Origin of the sequence: Pseudomonas sp. SWRI99 (assembly GCF_014270125.1) — a bacterium.
Classification (GTDB): Bacteria; Pseudomonadota; Gammaproteobacteria; order Pseudomonadales; family Pseudomonadaceae; genus Aquipseudomonas; species Aquipseudomonas hamedanensis.
Map to the genome: position 1 here is coordinate 115,221 of NZ_JABWQR010000006.1, position 18,591 is coordinate 133,811.

Consider the following 18,591-nt stretch of genomic DNA (forward strand, 5'->3'; position numbering starts at 1 on the left):
TCAACCCTCGCGCAACACTGTCAGCGGGCTCGCGTTCAATGCCCGACGCGTACCGAACACACCGGCGCCACCAATCAGCGCTGCGCCAATCAACGGCAACACCAGCAACCACGGGTGCGGGTGCCACGGCAGGTCGAAGGCGTAGCGATACAACACCAGACTCACCACCTCCGAACCGATCGCCGCGAGCAGACCGCTGACCGCGCCGAGCAAACCGAACTCGATACGCCGCGCCTTGATCAGCAACTGCCGCTCGGCACCCAGCGCGCGCAACAGCGCACCCTGGCGAATGCGTTCATCCAGCGTCGCCTGCAGGCCGGAGAACAGCACCGCCATCCCCGCAGCCAGAACAAACAACAACACATATTCCACCGCCAAAGTGACCTGGGCGAGGATACTGCGCAGCTGTTCGAGCAAGGCTTCGACCTGCAGGATGGTCACGGCCGGGAAGGTCCGCGACAGCTCGACGATCTGTTGATCGTGACCGGGGGCCAGATAGAAACTGGTCAGGTAGGTTGCCGGCAGATCCTTCAAGGTGCCGGGCTGGAAGATCATGAAAAAGTTCGGCTGGAAGTTGTCCCAGTTGATCTCGCGCAGGCTGGTGACCTTCGCTTCACGATTGACCCCACCGACATTGAAGACCATGTGATCGCCAAGCTTGAGTTTCAGGCTTTCGGCAACTTTGCCTTCCACCGAGACGCCCGGTACATCGTCGGACGGCTGGCCGCTCCACCAGGAACCGGCGGTGAGCTTGTTGCCGGCCGGCAGGTCCGCGGCCCAGGTCAGGCTCAGGTCGCGTTGAATGGCGCGGTCGCCCGCTGAATCCTTGCTGACGATTTGTTGTACCGCTTCGCCATTGATACTGATCAGTCGCCCCGGCACCACCGGATACAGCGGCGCCGCTTGCGCGGACACCTTGATCAGGTGATCGGCGAAAGCCTGTTTATCCCCTGGCAGGATGTTCAGCGCAAAATAGTTGGGCGCATTTTTCGGCAACTGGTTCTGCCAGGTATCGAGCAGTTCGCCGCGCAGCAGGGCGATCAATGCCATCGACAGCAGGATCAGTCCGAAGGCCAGCGATTGTCCGGCCGCTGCCAACGGATGACGCAGCAATTGCCCAAGGCCCAGACGCCAAGGCAGCGAGGCGCGGGCGAGCATCCGGCGCAGGCTTTGCAATAGCAACAGCAGCAAACCGCCAAGTACCAGCGCAGCGACCACGCCACCGCCGAGCAGAGCGAACGTCAGCAGCAGATCCAGGCTCAGGCGCCACATGATCAGGCCCAGCGCACCCAGCGCCGCGCCGTACACCATCCAGGTGCTCGACGGAATCGGCAGCATGTCGCGGCGCAACACCCGCAGCGGTGGTACCCGGCCCAGCGCCGCAAGTGGCGGCAAGGCAAAACCGGCCAGCGCCACCAGCCCGGTACCGATTCCGGCAATGGCCGGGAACAGGCCTCCCGGTGGCACATCACTGGGCAGCAAATCATGCAGCAAGGCGAACAGGCCCAGCTGCGCAAGCCAGCCGAGCAGGGCGCCGCTGATTGCGGCAACCAGCCCGAGCGCGGTGAGTTGCAGGCTGAACAGCACCATCGTTTCCCGGCGTGAAAGGCCGAGGCAGCGCAGCAGGGCACTGGCATCGAAACGCCGACTGGCAAACCGATTGGCCGACAGCGCGACCGCCACTCCGGCCAGTAACACCGCGACCAGACTGGCCATGTTCAGATAGCGCTCGGCCTTGCCCAAGGCACCGCCAATCTGTCGATTACCGTCACGGGCATCCTGAATTCTCTGGTTGGCGGCAAGGCCCGGTTTGATCAGTTCCCGATAGGTTTCCAGCGCCTGGGGTTCGCCGCGCCACAGTTCGCGATAGCTCACGCGGCTGCCCGGCTGCACCACGCCGGTGGCGGCGAGGTCTTCAAGGTTGATCAGCACCCGTGGCGTCAGGCTGTAGAAATTGCCGGCGCGGTCCGGCTCATAGGTCAGCACGCGCGTCATCTTCAGGGGCTTCATGCCGACATCGATGCTGTCGCCGATCTTCAGATCCAGCGCCGTCAGCAGACGCGCCTCGACCCACGCTTCGCCGGGCTGCGGCTCGCCGCCGACTTCTTCAGGGGCAAAGGGGGCGGGCGCACTTTTCAACTCGCCGCGTAATGGATAGGCGCGGTCGACGGCTTTGATGCTCGACAGTTGGATGCCGTTGTCGGTGGCGATGACGCTGGAAAACTCCACCACTTGCGCATGATTCAGGCGCAGTTCGCTGCCGCTGCGGATCTGTTCCTCGCGAGCCGGCGAGCTGCCTTCCAGCACCAGGTCGGCACCCAGAAATTCAGTAGCGCGCAGCATCATCGCGCCGTTGAGGCGGGCACCGAAGTAGCCAATCGCGGTACTTGCCGCAACGGCGACTACCAGCGCAAAGAACAATACGCGCAACTCTCCTGCGCGGGCATCGCGCATGAGTTGACGAAGGGCAAGACTGAACAGGCGTAACAGCGGCAAACGTGCCATCAAGGCTCCAGAGGGGCGACCAGCAGCCCGGCTTCAAGACGGATCAGACGCCGGCAGCGATGGGCCAGGCGTTCGTCGTGGGTCACCAGCACCAGAGTGGTGCCGCGTTCCTTGTTCAGTTCGAACAGCAGGTCGCTGATGCGCTCACCGGTGTGGCTGTCGAGGTTGCCGGTCGGTTCATCGGCAAACAGCACGTCAGGTTCGGCAGCGAAAGCCCGGGCAATGGCCACGCGTTGCTGTTCACCACCGGAGAGTTGACGCGGCGAGTGGGTCAGGCGCTGGCCGAGGCCGACGCGCTGGAGCAATTGCGTGGCGCGTTCGCGGGCGTCTTTGCGGCCATCGAGTTCGAGCGGCAGCATGACGTTTTCCAGCGCGTTGAGGCTGTCGAGCAACTGGAAGGACTGGAAGACAAAACCGACGTGCTCGGCACGAATACGCGCGCGCTGGTCTTCATCGAGATTGCTCAGGCCCTGGCCGGCGAGGGTGACTTCGCCGCTGCTGGGCAGGTCAAGTCCGGCGAGCAGGCCGAGGAGGGTGGATTTACCGGAACCGGACGCGCCAACGATGGCCAGGCTGTCGCCCTTGTTCAGTTCCAGGCTGAGTTCGTGCAGGATAGTCAGTTCACCTTCCGCGCTAGGGACCACTTTGCTGAGGTTCTTCGCGGTGAGAATGCTTGCGCCCATGGAGAATCCGATGCGTGTATGGTTTTTGAGTGCTGGTCTGGCCTTGATGTGCATGGCCCAGAACGCAGCGGCGGGTACTGTCCTGATCGTTGGCGATAGTATCAGCGCCGGTTTCGGACTGGATACCCGCCTTGGGTGGGTGTCGTTGCTTGAGCAACGGCTCAAACAGGAGGGTTTCGACGATAAAGTGGTCAACGCCTCCATCAGTGGCGACACCAGTGCCGGAGGCCTGGCGCGGCTACCGGCGCTGCTTGCAGAGCATAAGCCGGAGTTGGTGATCCTCGAACTTGGAGGTAACGATGGCCTGCGCGGAATGCCGCCAACACAATTGCAACAAAATCTTGCCTCGATGATCGATCGTTCCCGTCAGAGCGGTGCAAAAGTGCTCTTGCTCGGCATGCAGTTGCCTCCCAATTATGGCAAGCGTTACACCGATTCCTTTGCCGAGGTTTACGGCAAGCTCGCCGACGCGAAAAACATCCCGCTGGTGCCGTTTTTCCTCGAGGGCGTCGGTGGTCATCCAGACTTGATGCAGGCCGACGGTCTGCACCCGGCCGCCGGGGCTCAGGCCAAGTTGCTGGAAAATGTCTGGCCGACGCTAAAACCGCTGCTATGAGGCTTTTCTAGTGGCAGGCTTTCGGCTAATGTGGCGCCCCCTAATTTGGAGCCCCCGATGCCGCGTCCTGCCTGGTCCCTGTTTGCCTACCAACTGATCGAGCCTGACGAGCAGCTGGACCTGTTCGCCTGCCAGGAAGTGCGGGTGCATCTGGTGACGCGTCAGCTGGAACTCGGCGGCTCGGCCGATCGCACCCTGTGCGGCAGCCTGCTGCCAGCGCAGCCGCGCTGGTCCAGCGTGGACCGTCGGGTGTTTCAGGATCAGCGCCTGTGTTCGCTGTGCCGGGCGATTCTCGAATCGCAGAAGCGCGGCACGTCGCCGATCTGGCCGGAGCTGCGTTTCGAACTTTGACGTCTCACCCAGATCCCCTGTGGCGAGAGAGCTCGCTCCCGCTCGGCGGCGCAGCCGTCGCAAAATTGCCGAATACTTGTCTGACTGAAAAGCCAAGAGGGCCTGCTGCGCAGTCCAGCGGGAGCAAGCTCCCTCGCCACAGGTCTTGAGTCTCGCCGAAATTTCAAAGTGCGGTGTACAATCGCGCCCTTATACCCTTGATGATCATGCGAAGGATTTTCCGGATGTTGCCGCGCTTTCCTGCCGTCACCCGCTGCCTGTCACTTGCCGCCCTGTGTGTGGCCGGTCCCGTTGCTGCATTGGAGCTTCCCCTGCCACCGCCTGGCGAAGACATCGTCGGTCAGGTGCAGGTAATCAAAGCCAAGTACGAAGACACATTCGCCGATCTCGGCACGACCTACGACCTGGGCTATTCGGAAATGGTCGCGGCCAACCCGGGCGTCGATGCCTGGTTGCCCGGTGCCGGTACCGAAATCGTTTTGCCGACGCGTTTCATCCTGCCGCCGGGACCGCGCGAGGGCATCGTCATCAACCTGGCTGAATACCGCCTCTACTACTACCCGAAAGGCCGGAACGTGGTGTACACCTTCCCGCTGGGTATCGGTCGTGAGGGTTGGGGGTCGCCGATCGCTCATACCTCGATCATTGCCAAGACGCCGAACCCGACCTGGACGCCTCCGGCCTCGATCAAGGCCGAACACGCCGCCGATGGTGATCCGCTGCCGAATGTGGTGCCGGCGGGACCTGACAATCCGCTGGGGCCGTTCAAGTTCACGCTTGGCACACCGGGTTACCTGATTCACGGTTCGAACAAGAAATTCGGCATCGGCATGCGCACCAGCCACGGCTGCTTCCGCATGTTCAACAACAACGTGCTGGAGATGGCCAGCATGGTGCCGGTCGGGACTTCGGTGCGCATCATCAACGATGCCTACAAGCTCGGCAGCAGTGGTGGCAAGGTCTATCTGGAAGCGCACACGCCGATCGACGACAAGGGCAACCCGTCGGTGGTCGACAAACACACCGCGGTCATCAATGCGATGCTCAAGCGTGAAGACGTCACCAGTAACTTGCGGGTGAATTGGGACGTGGTGCGCGATGTGGTCGCGGCCGAAGATGGCCTGCCAACCGAAATCGGTACGCCGGGTACTTCCGCGCCGATGGTCTCGAGTGCGCCGATCGACTTGCAGTAAGTCGCCAGTCGCGGACCCGTCGATGCGTTAAGCGTCGGCGGGTTTTTTTGTGCCCGGGCAAAAGCGCCGGGCACAAAAAAGCCGACCCGAAGAATCGGGTCGGCTCGATAACAACCCCGAAGGATTATTACTTGCGGCTAGCTTTGTCCAGCATGCGCAGAGCACGCTCGTTAGCTTCGTCAGCAGTCTGTTGTGCTTTTTGAGCAGCAGCCAGAGCTTCATCAGCTTTACGGTAAGCTTCGTCTGCACGAGCCTGGGAGCGAGCAGCTGCGTCTTCAGTAGCGGTCAGACGTGCTTCGGTTTCTTTCGATGCGCTGCTGCAACCGGTAGCCAGAACTGCGGCCAGAGCCAGAGCAGAGAATTTCAGAACGTTGTTCATCGTGTTCCCCTTCAAGGACTTTCAAATTAAGTAGCTGTCTCCTCACGATTGAGGAAATAGCCGGCGTACATACTACCCATTACTTGTAGTAAGTAAACTGACGTAGCGCAAGAAGCAAAAAAAATTGTAGGCGTTGATTCTTTTTCGAGCAACTTTTAACGTTGCTGTATAAAAAGTATCCAGCTGCAAGCCCCGCCCTGAGTGACTCGATCAGAAAAAGTTCCCGTCGCTGTGCAGTGTTTTTGTTGCTTTGGGTAAAAGTCTGCGTAGATGAATACGTCCACACTTTTATTCCGATTTTGTGCACGGCTTCGCTTATCTTTGCCCATGTTGAGGTGACTTTAAAAAAGCGCGCACGTCTTAAGTCTCAACATCCGGCAATGTTCAGGTGAGCGGCCCGGGAAGAGCGTTACCCCGGCCCACCCTGCGTCCATCGGAGCCACCCCCGCCAGCCCCTCGATGACGAGTGCACCTTGAGCATTTTTGCCAATGGTGCCTACTATTTATCAGGTGCCCGGTTGCGCGGGATCGGTGTGGCTCTTCTCGGTGCCCAACAGGCACGGGGTGGCGTAGATGTTCCTTCGCCGGAAAAACATCGGTAAGGTAGGGTCAGAATTCAAGACCCGCGAGGAGTAGTGATGAGCGAGGCGTTGTCCATCCACCATGACCAGGCTGGTCATCAGTTCGAGACCAGTGTGGACGGTCATCGTGCCTACCTGACGTACATGGATCTGGGGAAACAGACCCTGGATATCTATCGCACGTTTGTGCCCAATGCCTTGCGTGGCCGTGGCATTGCCGCCGCGCTGACCGAAAGGGCGCTGCAATACGCCGAGGAAATGGGCTACACGGTGATCCCGTCGTGCTCCTACGTCGAGCGCTACATGGAACGCCATCAGCGTCGCGCCGCAAAGATCTGAAGCGCGTACACACAAAAACGCCGGGCAATGCCCGGCGTTTTTTTATGCGTGCGAAACCCTGCTTAAGTACGCTGGCGCTTCGGCAATACGTCCTTGAGCTTGGCATGCATGCTGCGCAAGGTGTTTTCGGTGGCGGACCAGTCGATGCAGGCATCGGTGATCGACACGCCGTATTGCAGGTCGGCGAGGTCTTTGGGGATCGCCTGGCAGCCCCAGTTCAGGTGGCTCTCGACCATCAGGCCGATGATCGACTGATTGCCTTCGAGGATCTGGTTGGCGACGTTTTCCATTACCAGCGGCTGCAGGGCCGGGTCCTTGTTGGAGTTGGCGTGGCTGCAGTCGACCATGATGTTCGGCTTGATCTTCGCCTTGTTCAACGCCTGCTCGCACAGGGCGACGCTGACCGAATCGTAGTTCGGCTTGCCGTTACCGCCACGCAGCACGACGTGACCGTAGGCATTGCCCTTGGTGGTGACGATCGACACGCCACCTTCCTGGTTGATGCCGAGGAAACGGTGCGGGCTGGACACCGACTGCAAGGCGTTGATCGCCACGGTCAGGCCGCCATCGGTGCCGTTCTTGAAGCCGACGGCCGAGGACAGGCCGGAGGCCATCTCGCGGTGAGTCTGCGATTCGGTGGTACGCGCGCCGATGGCCGACCAACTGATCAGGTCCTGCAGATACTGCGGGGAGATCGGGTCGAGGGCTTCGGTGGCGGTCGGCAGACCTTTTTCGGCCAGATCCAGCAGCAACTGGCGACCGATGTGCAGACCATCCTGAATCTTGAACGAGTCATCCAGGTACGGATCGTTGATCAGGCCTTTCCAGCCGACGGTGGTACGTGGCTTCTCGAAATACACGCGCATGACCAGATACAGGGTATCGGCAACTTCCTCAGCCAGTACCTTGAGACGATCGGCGTATTCGTGGGCGGCCTTGATGTCGTGGATCGAGCACGGGCCGATCACGACGAACAGACGGTGGTCGGTGCCATCGAGAATGTTGCGAATGACTTCGCGGCCCTTGGTGACGGTGCGCAAGGCGGCGTCGCTCAGGGGGATATCACGCTTGAGCTGATCGGGAGTGATCAGGGTCTCGTTAGAGGCGACGTTTAGGTCGTTGATCGGTAAATCAGCCATCGTTTACTCGTCAGGTCACGGGTGCCGGCCGCCAGCGATCCCCGCGCGGCGGAGCACAGCAGATTTAGCGCGTCGGGGGAGCCGAACCTTAGCGCGTCAGACGCGGCTCGACAATGGGCAAACGGTGCTTTAGTCCAGCGCTGGCTGCGTAAAAGCCTCGCGCAGGCGATCATCGGAGAACTCGTCGGCGTGTTGCTCGACCCATTGCAGGGCCAGTTGCTGAATGGCCTGGAGATCATCGTGGGGGTCATTCTGGCGACAGAAGCGCTCGATCTGACACACCTGCTCACCCATTCTTGCGCTGAACAGCGTCTGTTCATCGGTAAAGGCGATCCCCACCAGATAGCCCTTTTTGCGCCGCAGGCACCAGGCGACGAAGCCTGCAAAGCAGATGTCGGCGTGCAGCGTCGGCAGGCGTACCTGCAAGGCGGTGCCATGGCGCCAGGCACGGTGGTAATTGCAAGCGATGCCGCCGAGGCTGATAGTGTGCAGCTGTTGTCGGGAAATGCACTCAGGCTTGAGCAAGGTTAATTCAACCGGCACTTCCTCCGGATGAGGTATGAAACGTCCCATGAGCACAGACTCCCTGTGTCGGCCATCTGACATTGTTTCCCCCAGTATAGTGGTCGAATCCGAGCTGACCGATTTCGACGCCGACCAGCAGCTGTTGGCGATGAGCGGTGTTTCGCTGGTGATTTTTACCAGCGTCGGCTGCGCCAGTTGTCGCTATGCCCGCGAAGTTCTGCCGGAAATGGCGCTGGCGGTTGATCGTCTGTGCTGGATCGATGCTGGCGACAACGGCGGATTGGTGCAGCGCTACCAGGTGTTTCATTTGCCGGCGCTGTTTGTGGTGCGCGACGGCGAATTCTTTGGTGCCTTGCACACGCGCCTGACGGTCGATGACTTGAACCAGGCCGTGGCTCAGGCGCTGGGTCGAACTGCAGAGGAGTTGCCATGAGCGAGACAGTGAACAAACCGGTGGTGGGCATTATCGGCACCGGTGCGATCGGCGGGTTTTACGGGGTGATGCTGGCGCGTGCCGGTTTCGATGTGCACTTTTTGTTGCGCAGCGAATTTTGCGCAGTGGCTGAGCGCGGTTTGCAGGTCAACAGTGCGGTGCACGGCCCGTTGACGCTGCATCCGGCCAATACCTACTCCGCCGCCGAAGACATGCCGCCCTGCGACTGGTTGCTGGTCGGCACGAAAACCACCAGCAACGTCGGTCTGGCACCGGCGATCATTCAAGCGGCCAAACCCGATGCAAAAGTGCTGTTGCTGCAAAACGGCCTTGATGTCGAAGACAGTCTGCGGCCGTTGTTACCGGATTCGCTGCATCTGCTGGGTGGTCTGTGCCTGATCTGCGTGCACCGCGACGGCCCGGGGCTGATAACCCATCAGGCCCTCGGCGCGGTGAACGTCGGTTATCACAGCGGCCCGGCCATCGCTGACGCGGCGCGTCAGGCGATTGTCGAGGAGGGCGCCGGGCTGTTCCGCGCTGCCGGCATCGATTCCCAGGCGATGGCTAACCTGCATCAGGCGCGCTGGCAGAAGCTGGTCTGGAATATTCCCTACAACGGTCTTTCGGTGCTGCTGGGCGCCGGCACCACGCCGCTGATGGCCGATGCCGACAGCCGCGTGCTGATTCAGGCGTTGATGGCCGAAGTGGTGCAGGGCGCCAAGGCCTGCGGTCACGACATTGCGCCGGGATACGCTGACTACCTGTTCACCATGACCGAAAAAATGCCCGACTATTGGCCGAGCATGTACCACGATTTCCGACATAAACGACCACTGGAGCTGGAGGCGATTTACGCTCGGCCACTGGCGGCGGCTAAAGCGGCAGGCTGTGAATTGCCGCGCATGGATGCGTTATATCGCAGTCTGTGTTTTATCGATCGTGGCAATCTTTGAGTTTTTCTGGGCAAGGCGGGGGAAGGCATGGCCAACAATATCGATGACAAACTGGTGCTGGCGATTTCGTCGCGTGCGCTGTTCGACCTGAGCGAAAGTCACAAGGTCTATCTGTCGAGCGGCGTCGAAGCCTATCGGCAATACCAGATCGAACATGAAGACGAGATTCTCGCGCCGGGCGATGCCTTCCCGCTGGTGGAAAAACTGCTGAGCCTCAACAGCCGCCTCGGCCGTGCGCGGGTCGAGGTGATCCTGGTGTCGCGCAACAGCGCCGACACCGGGCTGCGCGTGTTCAACTCGATTCACCATTACGGCCTGGCGATTTCCCGGGCGGCGTTCGTGGGCGGGCGCAGTCCGTATCCCTACCTGAAAGCGTTTGGTTGTGATTTGTTTCTGTCGACTCATGCCGAGGACGTACGCGCCGCCCTCGACGCCGGCTTCGCCGCGGCGACGATCCTGTCCGGTGGCGCGAGCCGCGCGGCCAGCGATGAATTGCGCATTGCCTTCGACGGCGACGCAGTGATCTTCTCCGACGAATCGGAACGCATTTATCAGTCCGGCGGGCTCGAAGCGTTTCAGGCCAAAGAGCGCGAATCGGCCCGCGAGCCGTTGCGGGGTGGGCCGTTCAAAGGTTTCCTGGCGGCGCTCAATCTGTTGCAGCGCGAGTTTCCCGACGATGCCTGCCCGATTCGCACGGCGCTGGTCACCGCGCGTTCGGCGCCAGCCCATGAGCGGGTGATTCGCACGTTGCGGGAATGGGACATCCGCCTCGATGAATCGCTGTTTCTCGGAGGTCTGACCAAATCCGCATTCCTCGAAGCCTTTGCCGCTGACGTGTTCTTCGATGACCAGACCGGCCACTGCGAACTGGCCCGAGAGGTGGTCGCCACCGGCCATGTGCCGCACGGCATCAGCAACGAACCTTCGATCTAGAGCCTTCTGGTTCAGGACATTGCGTCACACGTCGTACTCGCCGAGGCACTGCTAAGCTGAATCAATCTCCGCCATCGTTGGCTCGCGAGGAGGTCCCATGATTCGCTCAATGCTGTATGCCACCGACCTCGGTCTTTACGCACCGTTCGTGATGCAGCATGCCCTGGCGCTGGCGCGAACATTCAATGCCGATCTCTATGTGGTGCATGCGGTGGAACCCATGGGCCTGTTTGCCGAGTCGGTGTTGCAGAGCTACCTCGACGAACAGGCATTGAACGAATTCCATAGTCAGGGTCTGAAAACTGTCATCGCCAACATCGAGCAGCGGGTGCTGGACAGCTTTCGCGAAGAACTGGGGGACGAGGGCGAGCAGGACTTGCAGCGCATTCGCGCAGTGCGCGTGCTGCAGGGCGATCCGTCGCAGGTGATTCTCGACCAGGTGCAGAAACTCTCCGTCGATTTACTGATCGTAGGGAGTCACAGCCACGGGGTCGGTGCGGAAACACCGTTGGGGCGCACGGCGGCGCGGGTCCTGCAACTGGCCAAGGTACCGGTGTATCTGGTGCCGTTGGTGGAGCGCCGGCGCCGGGAGGATCGCTGAGGCAGAATAATGGCGCTTTGATAAAAAAGTTCTAGATTTATTATCCAAACCATTAATATAGTTATATACCGTCGCTGATGCCCGTGGCGTCTTTCTGCTTTGAGGGATTCATATGAAGCTTCAACAATTGCGCTACATCTGGGAAGTGGCGCACCACGACCTCAACGTTTCCGCTACCGCCCAAAGCCTCTACACCTCGCAACCGGGCATCAGTAAACAGATTCGCCTGCTGGAAGACGAACTGGGCGTCGAAGTGTTCGCCCGCAGCGGCAAGCACCTGACCCGCGTCACCCCGGCCGGTGAGCGCATCATTACCACCGCCGGCGAGATTCTGCGCAAGGTCGAAAGCATCAAGCAGATTGCCCAGGAGTTCTCCAACGAGAAGAAAGGCACGCTGTCGATTGCCACCACTCACACCCAGGCGCGTTACGCCCTGCCGCCGGTGATCAGTAATTTCATCAAGCAATACCCCGACGTGGCGCTGCACATGCATCAGGGCTCGCCGATGCAGATCGCCGAAATGGCCGCTGATGGCACCGTCGATTTCGCCATTGCCACCGAAGCGCTGGAACTGTTCGGCGATCTGGTGATGATGCCGTGCTACCGCTGGAACCGCTGCGTGGTCGTGCCCCAGGGCCATCCGCTGACCAAACTGCCGAAGCTGACACTTGAAGCCCTGGCCGAATACCCGATCGTGACCTATGTGTTCGGCTTCACCGGCCGTTCGAAACTCGACGAAGCTTTCAGCCATCGCGGCCTGACGCCGAAAGTGGTGTTCACTGCCGCTGACGCCGACGTGATCAAAACCTACGTGCGTCTGGGCCTGGGCGTGGGCATCGTGGCGAAAATGGCCGTCGACACCAAACTCGATAACGACTTGGTAGTGCTGGATGCCAGTGAACTGTTCGAGTCGAGCGTGACCAAGATCGGTTTCCGTCGCGGCACTTTCCTGCGTGGTTTCATGTGCGACTTCATCGAGAAGTTTGCCCCGCACCTGACCCGGGAAGTCATGGCCAAGGCCATTCAATGCCACAACAAGCAGGAACTGGAAGAACTGTTCGACGGCGTCGAACTGCCGGTTCACTGATCCGCTGCTTCAAAGCACCTCGGTGACAGCAAACTGTTGCCGGGTGCCCGCCACCAGAATCTCCACCTCATCGCCCTCGAACTTGCCCAGCAGGCTTTTGCCCAGCGGCGAGCGCGGGGTGATGACGGTAATCGGCTGACCGACCACGTCGACTTTCAGGCCTGCCGCATCCGGCGCCAGAAACAGCCATTGCTCGCGCCCCTTTTCGTCCTCCAGACCGAGCAGGGCGCCGACTTCGATCCCGCGATTTTCATCGTAGGCGCGCAACGTCAGGTTTTGGCACAACGCCAGTGACTGGCGGATTTCCTCGACCCGTTTCGCCTGGCCCGCCGCCAGATAGGATGCCTCCAGCCCCAGGGTGTCGTACTTGTTTTCAGCGATGTTCTCTTCGTGGGTCGCGGTTTCGTAAGCGGTCTGCGCAGCACGCTCGGCGATGTCGAGGTCGATGCGCAGCTTGTCGAGAATCAATTGGTGGACGGTCTGTTTGTTCATGGTCAATCGCAGAATTGTAAAACGTTGGCGCGGCTCTTTTCAGTCGGCGCGGTCTGGTCCTGTTGCAGCCAGAACTGGCATTTGGGGTTGGAGGCATTACGCGAACTGGCGCGCGCCTGATCCAGCCGGGCCTGTTGTTCGTTCTTGCGCAGGTTTTCTTCGTACTGTTGGAACAGTGGACTTTGCGCCGGGATGTCCGGCTGAACGTGCACGGAAACTGGCGCCGTCGCGGGTGGATTGACTCTCTGCTGCACCGCTTGGGCGACAGGCGCCAGTTGCTCGGGGAAGATAAAACGCGACAGCAGCCAGCAGGTCAGTGCGATGGCGACGAAGCCCAGCCACAGGCCCAAAGCTATGCTGCCGATCAAATGCAGCGCGCTAAGCTGAACAGGCAAGGGGCGACGCGGATTGGGGCGGTAGGGCATGGCTGCCTCCTGGCGATGATTGCGGGCAAGTGCCGCGATTGTCGCACGAAGATTAATCGCCGTCGGCTCTTCTGCACGAGGTCATTTATGCGGACAATCAGCGTTTTTGCCAACGGGGGAGTCTTGAATGCCGCAACCGAAAACCCGCTGGGATATTTTTTGCACCGTGGTCGACAACTTCGGCGACATCGGCGTCACCTGGCGTCTGGCCCGGCAACTGGTGGCCGAACATGCCTTGCCGGTGCGCTTGTGGGTCGATGATTTGCGCGCGTTCGAGCGCATCTGCCCAGAGATCGACGTCGATCTTGCGCAGCAATGGCAGCAGGGTGTCGAAGTGCGTCACTGGCCGAGCGAGTGGGCCCACGCCGAGGCCGCCGATGTGGTGATCGCTGCCTTCGCCTGCCAGTTGCCCGCTGATTACATGGACAGCATGGCCGCGCGGGAAACACCGCCGCTGTGGCTCAACCTCGATTATCTCAGCGCCGAAGACTGGGTGACAGGCTGTCACGGCTTGCCATCGGTGAAATACAAAACGGTGCAAAAGTTCTTCTTCTTTCCGGGCTTCAAACCGGGGACGGGGGGGCTGCTGCGTGAGCGCGGATTGCTCGAACGGCGTCGGCAGTTTCAGCAGGATCGGTCGGCGCAGCGACAATTCCTGCAAGGGTTGGGCATTGATCCCGCGCCCGGTGCGCAGTTGATCTCGCTGTTTGCTTACGAAAATACCGGATTGGCCAGTTGGCTGGACGTGCTGGCCGGGGACGCGACGCCGACCCACCTGCTGGTACCGGAAGGGCGGATTCTCGGCGATGTGGCGCGCTGGCTGGGCGTGGAAACACTCACCGTCGGCGCGATTCATGTGCGCCATACGCTGACCGTGCAGGTGCTGCCGTTCGTCCGCCAGGATCAATACGACCACTTGCTCTGGTGCTGCGATTTCAACGCGGTGCGCGGCGAAGATTCCTTCGTGCGGGCGCAATGGGCGGGGCGGCCGATGCTCTGGCACATCTATCAGCAGGATGACGACATCCACCTGGACAAGCTCGACGCCTTTCTCGCGCTCTATACCGAAGGCCTGCCACCGGAAGCCGCCCAGGCGATGAACGGTCTCTGGCGCGCCTGGAACGCCGGTCAACCGATCGGCGAGCACTGGCTGGCAGCCCGCAAGCACTGGCCACCACTGCAGGAAAACGCCGAGGCATGGTGTCTGGAACAGGCCTTGCAAGCCGATCTTGCCACGGCGCTGGTACAGTTTTATGTAAATTGGATATGATACGCGGCCTAGATTTTTGTAAATCCCATCCAAATTCGGATATTCGCAATGAAAACTGGTAAAGAACTCAAACCCGGTACCGTGATCCGTATCGACAACGATCCTTGGCTGGTTCAGAAAGCTGAATTCACCAAGTCGGGCCGTAACAGCGCGATCATGAAGACCAAGCTGAAGAACCTGCTGACCGGTTACAAGACCGAAACCGTTTACGGTGCGGACGACAAACTGGACGACGTGATCCTTGATCGTAAAGAAGCCACCCTGTCGTTCATCAGCGGTGACACTTACACGTTCATGGACACCACTGACTACACCATGTACGAACTGAACGCCGAAGACATCGAAAGCGTTCTGCCTTTCGTTGAAGAAGGCATGACCGACGTTTGCGAAGCCGTGTTCTTCGAAGAGCGTCTGGTTTCCGTAGAATTGCCGACCACCATCGTGCGTCAGGTTGACTACACCGAAGGCTCCGCTCGCGGTGACACTTCCGGCAAGGTGATGAAGCCTGCCAAACTGAAGAACGGTACCGAGCTGTCGGTAGCTGACTTCATCGAAATCGGCGACATGATCGAGATCGATACCCGCGAAGGCGGTTCCTACAAAGGCCGTGCCAAATAAGCACTGCTTTTTACGGAAAGAAAAAACCCGACCATTGAGTCGGGTTTTTTTGTGCCTGCGGTTTGTGCAACAACGCAAATCCCCTGTAGGAGTGAGCCTGCTCGCGATAGCGTCATTTCAGTCGACCGCTTTGGTGACTGAATCACCGCCATCGCGAGCAGGCTCACTCCTACAGGGGGGGATGGGGATTATTTCAGGTGTTCCTTCAGCTCCTGCGAAGCCTGCAACATCGCCGACCGCACCGCCGGCACCTGGCTGACCACGTTGAGCAAACCGTAATCGTGGATCATGCCGTTGTATCGCACTGCCGTCACCGGCACACCCGCTTCGTCGAGTTTGCGTGCGTAAGCCTCGCCCTCATCACGCAGCACGTCGGCGCTGGCGGTCTGCACCAGCGCAGGCGGCAAGCCTTTGAGTTGTGCGGTGGTGGCGCGCAGCGGCGAGGCGTAGATCTCGTTACGCTGCCTGGCGTCGGTGGTGTAGTTGTCCCAGAACCACTTCATCATGTTGCGGGTGAGGAAGTGACCTTCTGCATACTGGTTATACGAACCGGTGTCGAAGTTGGCATCGGTCACCGGCCACAGCAGCACCTGGAATTTGATCGCCGGCGTGCCTTTGTCTTTCGCCATCAGCGCTACAACCGCCGCCATATTGCCGCCGACGCTGTTGCCGGCCACGGCCAGACGCTTGCCATCGACGTTGATCTCTTTGCCGTGTTCCGCCACCCATTTGGTCGCGGCGTAGGCCTGGTTGATCGCCACCGGGTAATGCGCTTCCGGTGAAGGGGTGTAATTGACGAACACCGCCGCCGCCCCTGAACCGACCACCAGATCCCGCACCAGGCGTTCGTGCGTCGGGAAATCCCCCAGCACCCAGCCGCCGCCGTGGAAGAACATGAACACCGGCAGCTCACCCTTGACCCCGGCCGGCCGGACGATGGTCAGGCTCAACGATTGACCATCGACCTGCACGGTCTTTTCGCTGACGTCGGCTTTGGGCAGCGTCAACTTGACCCCGGACTGCGCGCCGACCAGCACGGCGCGGGCATCCTTGGGCGACAGCTGCTCGATCGGCTTGCCGCTGCCTGAATTCAGCACATCGAGAAAGGCCTGGGTGTTGTGTTCGACATCACCGGCAAAAGCGCTGTGCACCGAGAGGGCGAGAAGGGTACCGGTCAAGACTTTGCTGAAAGTATTCATGTTCAATTTCCTTGTTCGGGCCGGGGGCTTGAGTGATTACACGGTGACGTGCAGGCGGACATCGACGTTGCCACGGGTGGCGTTGGAGTACGGGCAGACCTGGTGAGCCGCGTCGACCAGCGACTGCGCATCGGCTTGTTCCAGGCCCGGCAGGCTGATGTGCAAATCGATGTCCAGACCGAAACCGCCAGGGATCTGGCCGATGCCGACGTGGGCGGTGATCGACGCGTCGTCCGCAATTTTGCGTTTGGTCTGGCTGGCGACGAATTTCAACGCGCCGATGAAGCAGGCCGAGTAACCGGCAGCGAACAGTTGCTCAGGGTTGGTCGCCGCGCCACCGGCACCGCCGAGTTCTTTGGGGGTGGCGAGTTTGACGTCAAGCACGTTGTCGCTGGAGATCGCACGACCGTCACGGCCGCCAGTGGAAGTTGCGATTGCGGTGTAGAGAGTTTGCATGGTGTGAGCCTCGTAGGTTGTGATGTTGTGCGCTAATTGTTTGCGCGCTAAGTAGGTGTGAAGAGAATTTATAGCGCTAATGTTTAGTGCGCAAGATAATTTTTTGAGAAAATTTGAAATAACGTGACTGTCGAGAGATCAATCAGCTGGAGAGGGTTGAGATAGAAGGCTCGGAGGGGATTTGGAGGCGAAAGATATTTTCAGGCGAAGGAGCTCTACTGTAGGAGTGAGCCTGCTCGCGATAGCGTTTTGTCAGGCAACATATGCGGTGACTGGAATACCGCTATCGCGAGCAGGCTCACTCCTACAGGGGGCTGTGGCGTTCAGTTGAGGCTGTCTTGCAGATGCCCCCGCAGTGCCTGCAGTTCGGCCTGCAGCTTCTGCAAGCGCTCAAGGGTGAAGCCGCTGGCACCAAGAATGCACTGAGGCACGGTTTGCGCCTTGTCGCGCAAGGCCCGGCCCGCTTCGGTCAGCTCGACAATCACCACCCGTTCATCCGCTTTGCTGCGGGTGCGGCTAAGCAGGCCTTCCGCTTCCAGGCGTTTGAGCAGCGGGGTCAGCGATCCCGGATCGGTAAGCAGACGCGCGCTGATTTCTCCCACCGTCAAACCGTCTTGCTCCCACAGCACCATCATCGCCAGATACTGCGGATAGGTCAGCCCCAGCGCCTGCAACAGCGGTTTGTAGACCTTGGTCATCATCAGCGACGTCGAGTGCAGGGCGAAGCACGCCTGGTTGTCGAGCAGCAAGTCGTCGCAGTTGTCGCGTTCGGAAGTCATGTCAAAGCCTTGATCGTTGATCGTTTAAATCTAGCGCTCGAACCTTTAATGCGCTAGATAAATATGCCCGCGTCAGTGCCGGGCGAATTGCCGTTGCAAAGCCAAGTCCCAAGGCGGCACCGGGCTGAAGCGGGTTTTCAGGTACTCCAGCAACAAACGACTGCGCGAATGAATCTGCTGTTCCATCCGCAGCGCATAAATGCCGGTGGACTCCGGCGGCGGCAGGCCGTGCTCACAAAACAGCGGCAGCAACTCGCCGCGCAGCAGGTATTCGCTGGCCAGCCAGGTTGGCAGGTGTGCGACGCCCAGTCCCGTCGCCGCGCCACACGCCAGGGCCTCGGCATTGTTGGCGCTCAGGCGTATGCGCGACGGACGATGCAATTGCATCTGCCCGTCCACCTCGAACTTCCAGGCGAAGGGCGGTGCAAGGCCTTCCCAGTCCAGACCGTCGTGTTCGTTCAACTGCGCAGGGTGATTGGGCACGCCACGGCGCTTCAGATAGTCGGGACTGGCGCAGGCGACACGGACCATGCTCGCCAGCGGTGTCGCGACCAATCGGGTGTCGGCCAGTTGGCCGGCACGCAGCACCAAGTCGACCTTGCCCAGATTGGCGCCGGCCATGTCGATGAAGCTGTCGATCAGGTGCATCTGCACGTCGAGTCCGGGGTAGAGCAAAAGAAAATCGGCAATCACTGGCGCCAAGTGCCGACGTCCGAAGGCCGCGGGTGCGTCGATGCGGATCAGCCCTTCAGGTGCGCTGCTCAGGGACACGGCTTCGGCGCGTGCCAGTTGCAGCTCGGCGATGATCCGTCGCGCTCGTTCGGCAAACGCCATGCCGGCCGAGGTCGGGAGTACGGCATGGGTGCTGCGCACGAATAACTGGCTGCCCACCGCACTTTCCAGGCTGTCGATGCGCCGCGCCACGGCGGAAGGCGTCAGCGGATGGCGACGCGAAGCGGCCGAAAAGCTGCCGCTCTCCAATACATCAAGGAACAAGCCGAGCTGGTCGGTCAATTGGTTGGGATTCATGAGAA

22 protein-coding genes are annotated in these 18,591 nt (G+C 60.3%); 11 read left to right on the forward strand and 11 right to left on the reverse strand.

Annotation, left to right across the window (positions count from 1 at the left end; genetic code table 11):
• A complete protein-coding gene (locus HU743_RS06950) occupies positions 1-2,505 on the reverse strand; it encodes an ABC transporter permease (protein ID WP_186647785.1) in 2,505 nt (834 codons plus the stop codon).
• Positions 2,505-3,188, reverse strand: a complete 684-nt coding sequence (locus tag HU743_RS06955; RefSeq protein WP_016770883.1) for an ABC transporter ATP-binding protein — start codon at positions 3,186-3,188, stop codon at positions 2,505-2,507. Before HU743_RS06955 ends, HU743_RS06950 begins: the two co-directional genes overlap by 1 nt.
• Before the next feature lie 10 nt (positions 3,189-3,198).
• Between HU743_RS06955 and HU743_RS06960 the strand changes: the two genes are divergently transcribed.
• The 3 genes from HU743_RS06960 (at position 3,199) to HU743_RS06970 (ending at position 5,348) form a co-directional block, all read left to right on the forward strand.
• Positions 3,199-3,804 carry an arylesterase gene (locus HU743_RS06960; RefSeq protein ID WP_186547083.1) on the forward strand — a complete coding sequence of 202 codons (606 nt, stop codon included), beginning with the start codon at positions 3,199-3,201 and terminating at the stop codon, positions 3,802-3,804.
• A 57-nt stretch (positions 3,805-3,861) separates the two neighbouring features.
• A complete protein-coding gene (locus tag HU743_RS06965; RefSeq protein ID WP_003226812.1) occupies positions 3,862-4,155 on the forward strand; it encodes a hypothetical protein in 294 nt (97 codons plus the stop codon).
• Between the two features lie 224 nt (positions 4,156-4,379).
• Positions 4,380-5,348, forward strand: coding sequence for a L,D-transpeptidase family protein (locus HU743_RS06970; RefSeq protein ID WP_186547084.1), 969 nt, complete (start codon positions 4,380-4,382; stop codon positions 5,346-5,348).
• A gap of 127 nt (positions 5,349-5,475) precedes the next feature.
• Here HU743_RS06970 and oprI read toward each other — a convergent pair whose 3' ends face one another.
• A complete protein-coding gene (gene oprI / locus HU743_RS06975) occupies positions 5,476-5,727 on the reverse strand; it encodes an outer membrane lipoprotei OprI (RefSeq protein WP_003199355.1) in 252 nt (83 codons plus the stop codon).
• Positions 5,728-6,365: 638 nt separating this feature from the next.
• Between oprI and HU743_RS06980 the strand changes: the two genes are divergently transcribed.
• Positions 6,366-6,647, forward strand: coding sequence for a GNAT family N-acetyltransferase (locus tag HU743_RS06980; RefSeq protein WP_186547085.1), 282 nt, complete (start codon positions 6,366-6,368; stop codon positions 6,645-6,647).
• Positions 6,648-6,709: 62 nt separating this feature from the next.
• Here HU743_RS06980 and HU743_RS06985 read toward each other — a convergent pair whose 3' ends face one another.
• Positions 6,710-7,786, reverse strand: a complete 1,077-nt coding sequence (locus tag HU743_RS06985) for a 3-deoxy-7-phosphoheptulonate synthase (RefSeq protein WP_186547086.1) — start codon at positions 7,784-7,786, stop codon at positions 6,710-6,712.
• A 129-nt stretch (positions 7,787-7,915) separates the two neighbouring features.
• Positions 7,916-8,359: a PilZ domain-containing protein gene (locus HU743_RS06990; protein ID WP_186547087.1), complete on the reverse strand. Its 444-nt coding sequence runs from the start codon at positions 8,357-8,359 to the stop codon at positions 7,916-7,918.
• On the opposite strand from HU743_RS06990, the gene HU743_RS06995 reads away from it, so the two are divergent.
• The 5 genes from HU743_RS06995 to cysB all read left to right on the forward strand — a co-directional run bounded on the left by HU743_RS06995 (position 8,358) and on the right by cysB (position 12,318).
• Positions 8,358-8,744, forward strand: coding sequence for a thioredoxin family protein (locus HU743_RS06995; protein WP_186647787.1), 387 nt, complete (start codon positions 8,358-8,360; stop codon positions 8,742-8,744). The two genes, HU743_RS06990 and HU743_RS06995, sit on opposite strands and share 2 nt — an antisense overlap.
• Positions 8,741-9,697 carry a putative 2-dehydropantoate 2-reductase gene (locus tag HU743_RS07000; protein WP_186647789.1) on the forward strand — a complete coding sequence of 319 codons (957 nt, stop codon included), beginning with the start codon at positions 8,741-8,743 and terminating at the stop codon, positions 9,695-9,697. Before HU743_RS06995 ends, HU743_RS07000 begins: the two co-directional genes overlap by 4 nt.
• A 27-nt stretch (positions 9,698-9,724) precedes the next feature.
• Positions 9,725-10,630 (forward strand): 5'-nucleotidase, encoded by a 906-nt coding sequence (locus tag HU743_RS07005; RefSeq protein ID WP_186547090.1) that lies wholly within the window; start codon positions 9,725-9,727, stop codon positions 10,628-10,630.
• A 97-nt stretch (positions 10,631-10,727) separates the two neighbouring features.
• The gene (locus HU743_RS07010; RefSeq protein WP_186547091.1) at positions 10,728-11,231 is read left to right on the forward strand and encodes a universal stress protein; all 504 of its coding nucleotides are present in this window, start codon (positions 10,728-10,730) and stop codon (positions 11,229-11,231) included.
• A 112-nt stretch (positions 11,232-11,343) separates the two neighbouring features.
• On the forward strand, positions 11,344-12,318 hold the full coding sequence (gene cysB / locus HU743_RS07015; RefSeq protein ID WP_003183769.1) for an HTH-type transcriptional regulator CysB: 975 nt from the start codon (positions 11,344-11,346) through the stop codon (positions 12,316-12,318).
• Positions 12,319-12,327: 9 nt separating this feature from the next.
• On the opposite strand, the gene HU743_RS07020 is transcribed toward cysB, so the two are convergent.
• A complete protein-coding gene (locus tag HU743_RS07020; protein WP_186547092.1) occupies positions 12,328-12,810 on the reverse strand; it encodes a GreA/GreB family elongation factor in 483 nt (160 codons plus the stop codon).
• Between the two features lie 2 nt (positions 12,811-12,812).
• Positions 12,813-13,235: a hypothetical protein gene (locus tag HU743_RS07025; protein ID WP_186647791.1), complete on the reverse strand. Its 423-nt coding sequence runs from the start codon at positions 13,233-13,235 to the stop codon at positions 12,813-12,815.
• 127 nt (positions 13,236-13,362) lie between these two features.
• Between HU743_RS07025 and earP the strand changes: the two genes are divergently transcribed.
• Complete coding sequence (gene earP / locus HU743_RS07030) at positions 13,363-14,505, forward strand: elongation factor P maturation arginine rhamnosyltransferase EarP (RefSeq protein ID WP_186647793.1); 1,143 nt, start codon at positions 13,363-13,365, stop codon at positions 14,503-14,505.
• 48 nt (positions 14,506-14,553) lie between these two features.
• Positions 14,554-15,123 (forward strand): elongation factor P, encoded by a 570-nt coding sequence (locus HU743_RS07035; protein WP_003226785.1) that lies wholly within the window; start codon positions 14,554-14,556, stop codon positions 15,121-15,123.
• A gap of 188 nt (positions 15,124-15,311) precedes the next feature.
• Here the strand turns inward: HU743_RS07035 and HU743_RS07040 are convergent, their stop codons facing one another.
• The 4 genes from HU743_RS07040 to HU743_RS07055 form a co-directional block, all read right to left on the reverse strand.
• A complete protein-coding gene (locus HU743_RS07040) occupies positions 15,312-16,322 on the reverse strand; it encodes an alpha/beta hydrolase (protein ID WP_186547095.1) in 1,011 nt (336 codons plus the stop codon).
• Between the two features lie 36 nt (positions 16,323-16,358).
• Positions 16,359-16,778: an organic hydroperoxide resistance protein gene (locus HU743_RS07045; RefSeq protein WP_186647795.1), complete on the reverse strand. Its 420-nt coding sequence runs from the start codon at positions 16,776-16,778 to the stop codon at positions 16,359-16,361.
• Positions 16,779-17,101: 323 nt separating this feature from the next.
• Positions 17,102-17,557 carry a MarR family transcriptional regulator gene (locus HU743_RS07050; protein ID WP_186547096.1) on the reverse strand — a complete coding sequence of 152 codons (456 nt, stop codon included), beginning with the start codon at positions 17,555-17,557 and terminating at the stop codon, positions 17,102-17,104.
• A gap of 72 nt (positions 17,558-17,629) precedes the next feature.
• Complete coding sequence (locus HU743_RS07055) at positions 17,630-18,586, reverse strand: LysR family transcriptional regulator (RefSeq protein WP_186647797.1); 957 nt, start codon at positions 18,584-18,586, stop codon at positions 17,630-17,632.
• Between the last annotated feature and the right edge of the window lie 5 nt (positions 18,587-18,591).

What these genes read in the sequence shown, in the direction of transcription:
- HU743_RS06950 (WP_186647785.1), bottom strand. Translation starts at nt 2,505, where the DNA reads ATGGCACGTTTGCCGCTGTTACGCCTGTTCAGTCTTGCCCTTCGTCAA.
- HU743_RS06955 (WP_016770883.1), bottom strand. Translation starts at nt 3,188, where the DNA reads ATGGGCGCAAGCATTCTCACCGCGAAGAACCTCAGCAAAGTGGTCCCT.
- HU743_RS06960 (WP_186547083.1), top strand. Translation starts at nt 3,199, where the DNA reads ATGCGTGTATGGTTTTTGAGTGCTGGTCTGGCCTTGATGTGCATGGCC.
- HU743_RS06965 (WP_003226812.1), top strand. Translation starts at nt 3,862, where the DNA reads ATGCCGCGTCCTGCCTGGTCCCTGTTTGCCTACCAACTGATCGAGCCT.
- HU743_RS06970 (WP_186547084.1), top strand. Translation starts at nt 4,380, where the DNA reads ATGTTGCCGCGCTTTCCTGCCGTCACCCGCTGCCTGTCACTTGCCGCC.
- oprI (WP_003199355.1), bottom strand. Translation starts at nt 5,727, where the DNA reads ATGAACAACGTTCTGAAATTCTCTGCTCTGGCTCTGGCCGCAGTTCTG.
- HU743_RS06980 (WP_186547085.1), top strand. Translation starts at nt 6,366, where the DNA reads ATGAGCGAGGCGTTGTCCATCCACCATGACCAGGCTGGTCATCAGTTC.
- HU743_RS06985 (WP_186547086.1), bottom strand. Translation starts at nt 7,786, where the DNA reads ATGGCTGATTTACCGATCAACGACCTAAACGTCGCCTCTAACGAGACC.
- HU743_RS06995 (WP_186647787.1), top strand. Translation starts at nt 8,358, where the DNA reads ATGAGCACAGACTCCCTGTGTCGGCCATCTGACATTGTTTCCCCCAGT.
- HU743_RS06990 (WP_186547087.1), bottom strand. Translation starts at nt 8,359, where the DNA reads ATGGGACGTTTCATACCTCATCCGGAGGAAGTGCCGGTTGAATTAACC.
- HU743_RS07000 (WP_186647789.1), top strand. Translation starts at nt 8,741, where the DNA reads ATGAGCGAGACAGTGAACAAACCGGTGGTGGGCATTATCGGCACCGGT.
- HU743_RS07005 (WP_186547090.1), top strand. Translation starts at nt 9,725, where the DNA reads ATGGCCAACAATATCGATGACAAACTGGTGCTGGCGATTTCGTCGCGT.
- HU743_RS07010 (WP_186547091.1), top strand. Translation starts at nt 10,728, where the DNA reads ATGATTCGCTCAATGCTGTATGCCACCGACCTCGGTCTTTACGCACCG.
- cysB (WP_003183769.1), top strand. Translation starts at nt 11,344, where the DNA reads ATGAAGCTTCAACAATTGCGCTACATCTGGGAAGTGGCGCACCACGAC.
- HU743_RS07020 (WP_186547092.1), bottom strand. Translation starts at nt 12,810, where the DNA reads ATGAACAAACAGACCGTCCACCAATTGATTCTCGACAAGCTGCGCATC.
- HU743_RS07025 (WP_186647791.1), bottom strand. Translation starts at nt 13,235, where the DNA reads ATGCCCTACCGCCCCAATCCGCGTCGCCCCTTGCCTGTTCAGCTTAGC.
- earP (WP_186647793.1), top strand. Translation starts at nt 13,363, where the DNA reads ATGCCGCAACCGAAAACCCGCTGGGATATTTTTTGCACCGTGGTCGAC.
- HU743_RS07035 (WP_003226785.1), top strand. Translation starts at nt 14,554, where the DNA reads ATGAAAACTGGTAAAGAACTCAAACCCGGTACCGTGATCCGTATCGAC.
- HU743_RS07040 (WP_186547095.1), bottom strand. Translation starts at nt 16,322, where the DNA reads ATGAATACTTTCAGCAAAGTCTTGACCGGTACCCTTCTCGCCCTCTCG.
- HU743_RS07045 (WP_186647795.1), bottom strand. Translation starts at nt 16,778, where the DNA reads ATGCAAACTCTCTACACCGCAATCGCAACTTCCACTGGCGGCCGTGAC.
- HU743_RS07050 (WP_186547096.1), bottom strand. Translation starts at nt 17,557, where the DNA reads ATGACTTCCGAACGCGACAACTGCGACGACTTGCTGCTCGACAACCAG.
- HU743_RS07055 (WP_186647797.1), bottom strand. Translation starts at nt 18,586, where the DNA reads ATGAATCCCAACCAATTGACCGACCAGCTCGGCTTGTTCCTTGATGTA.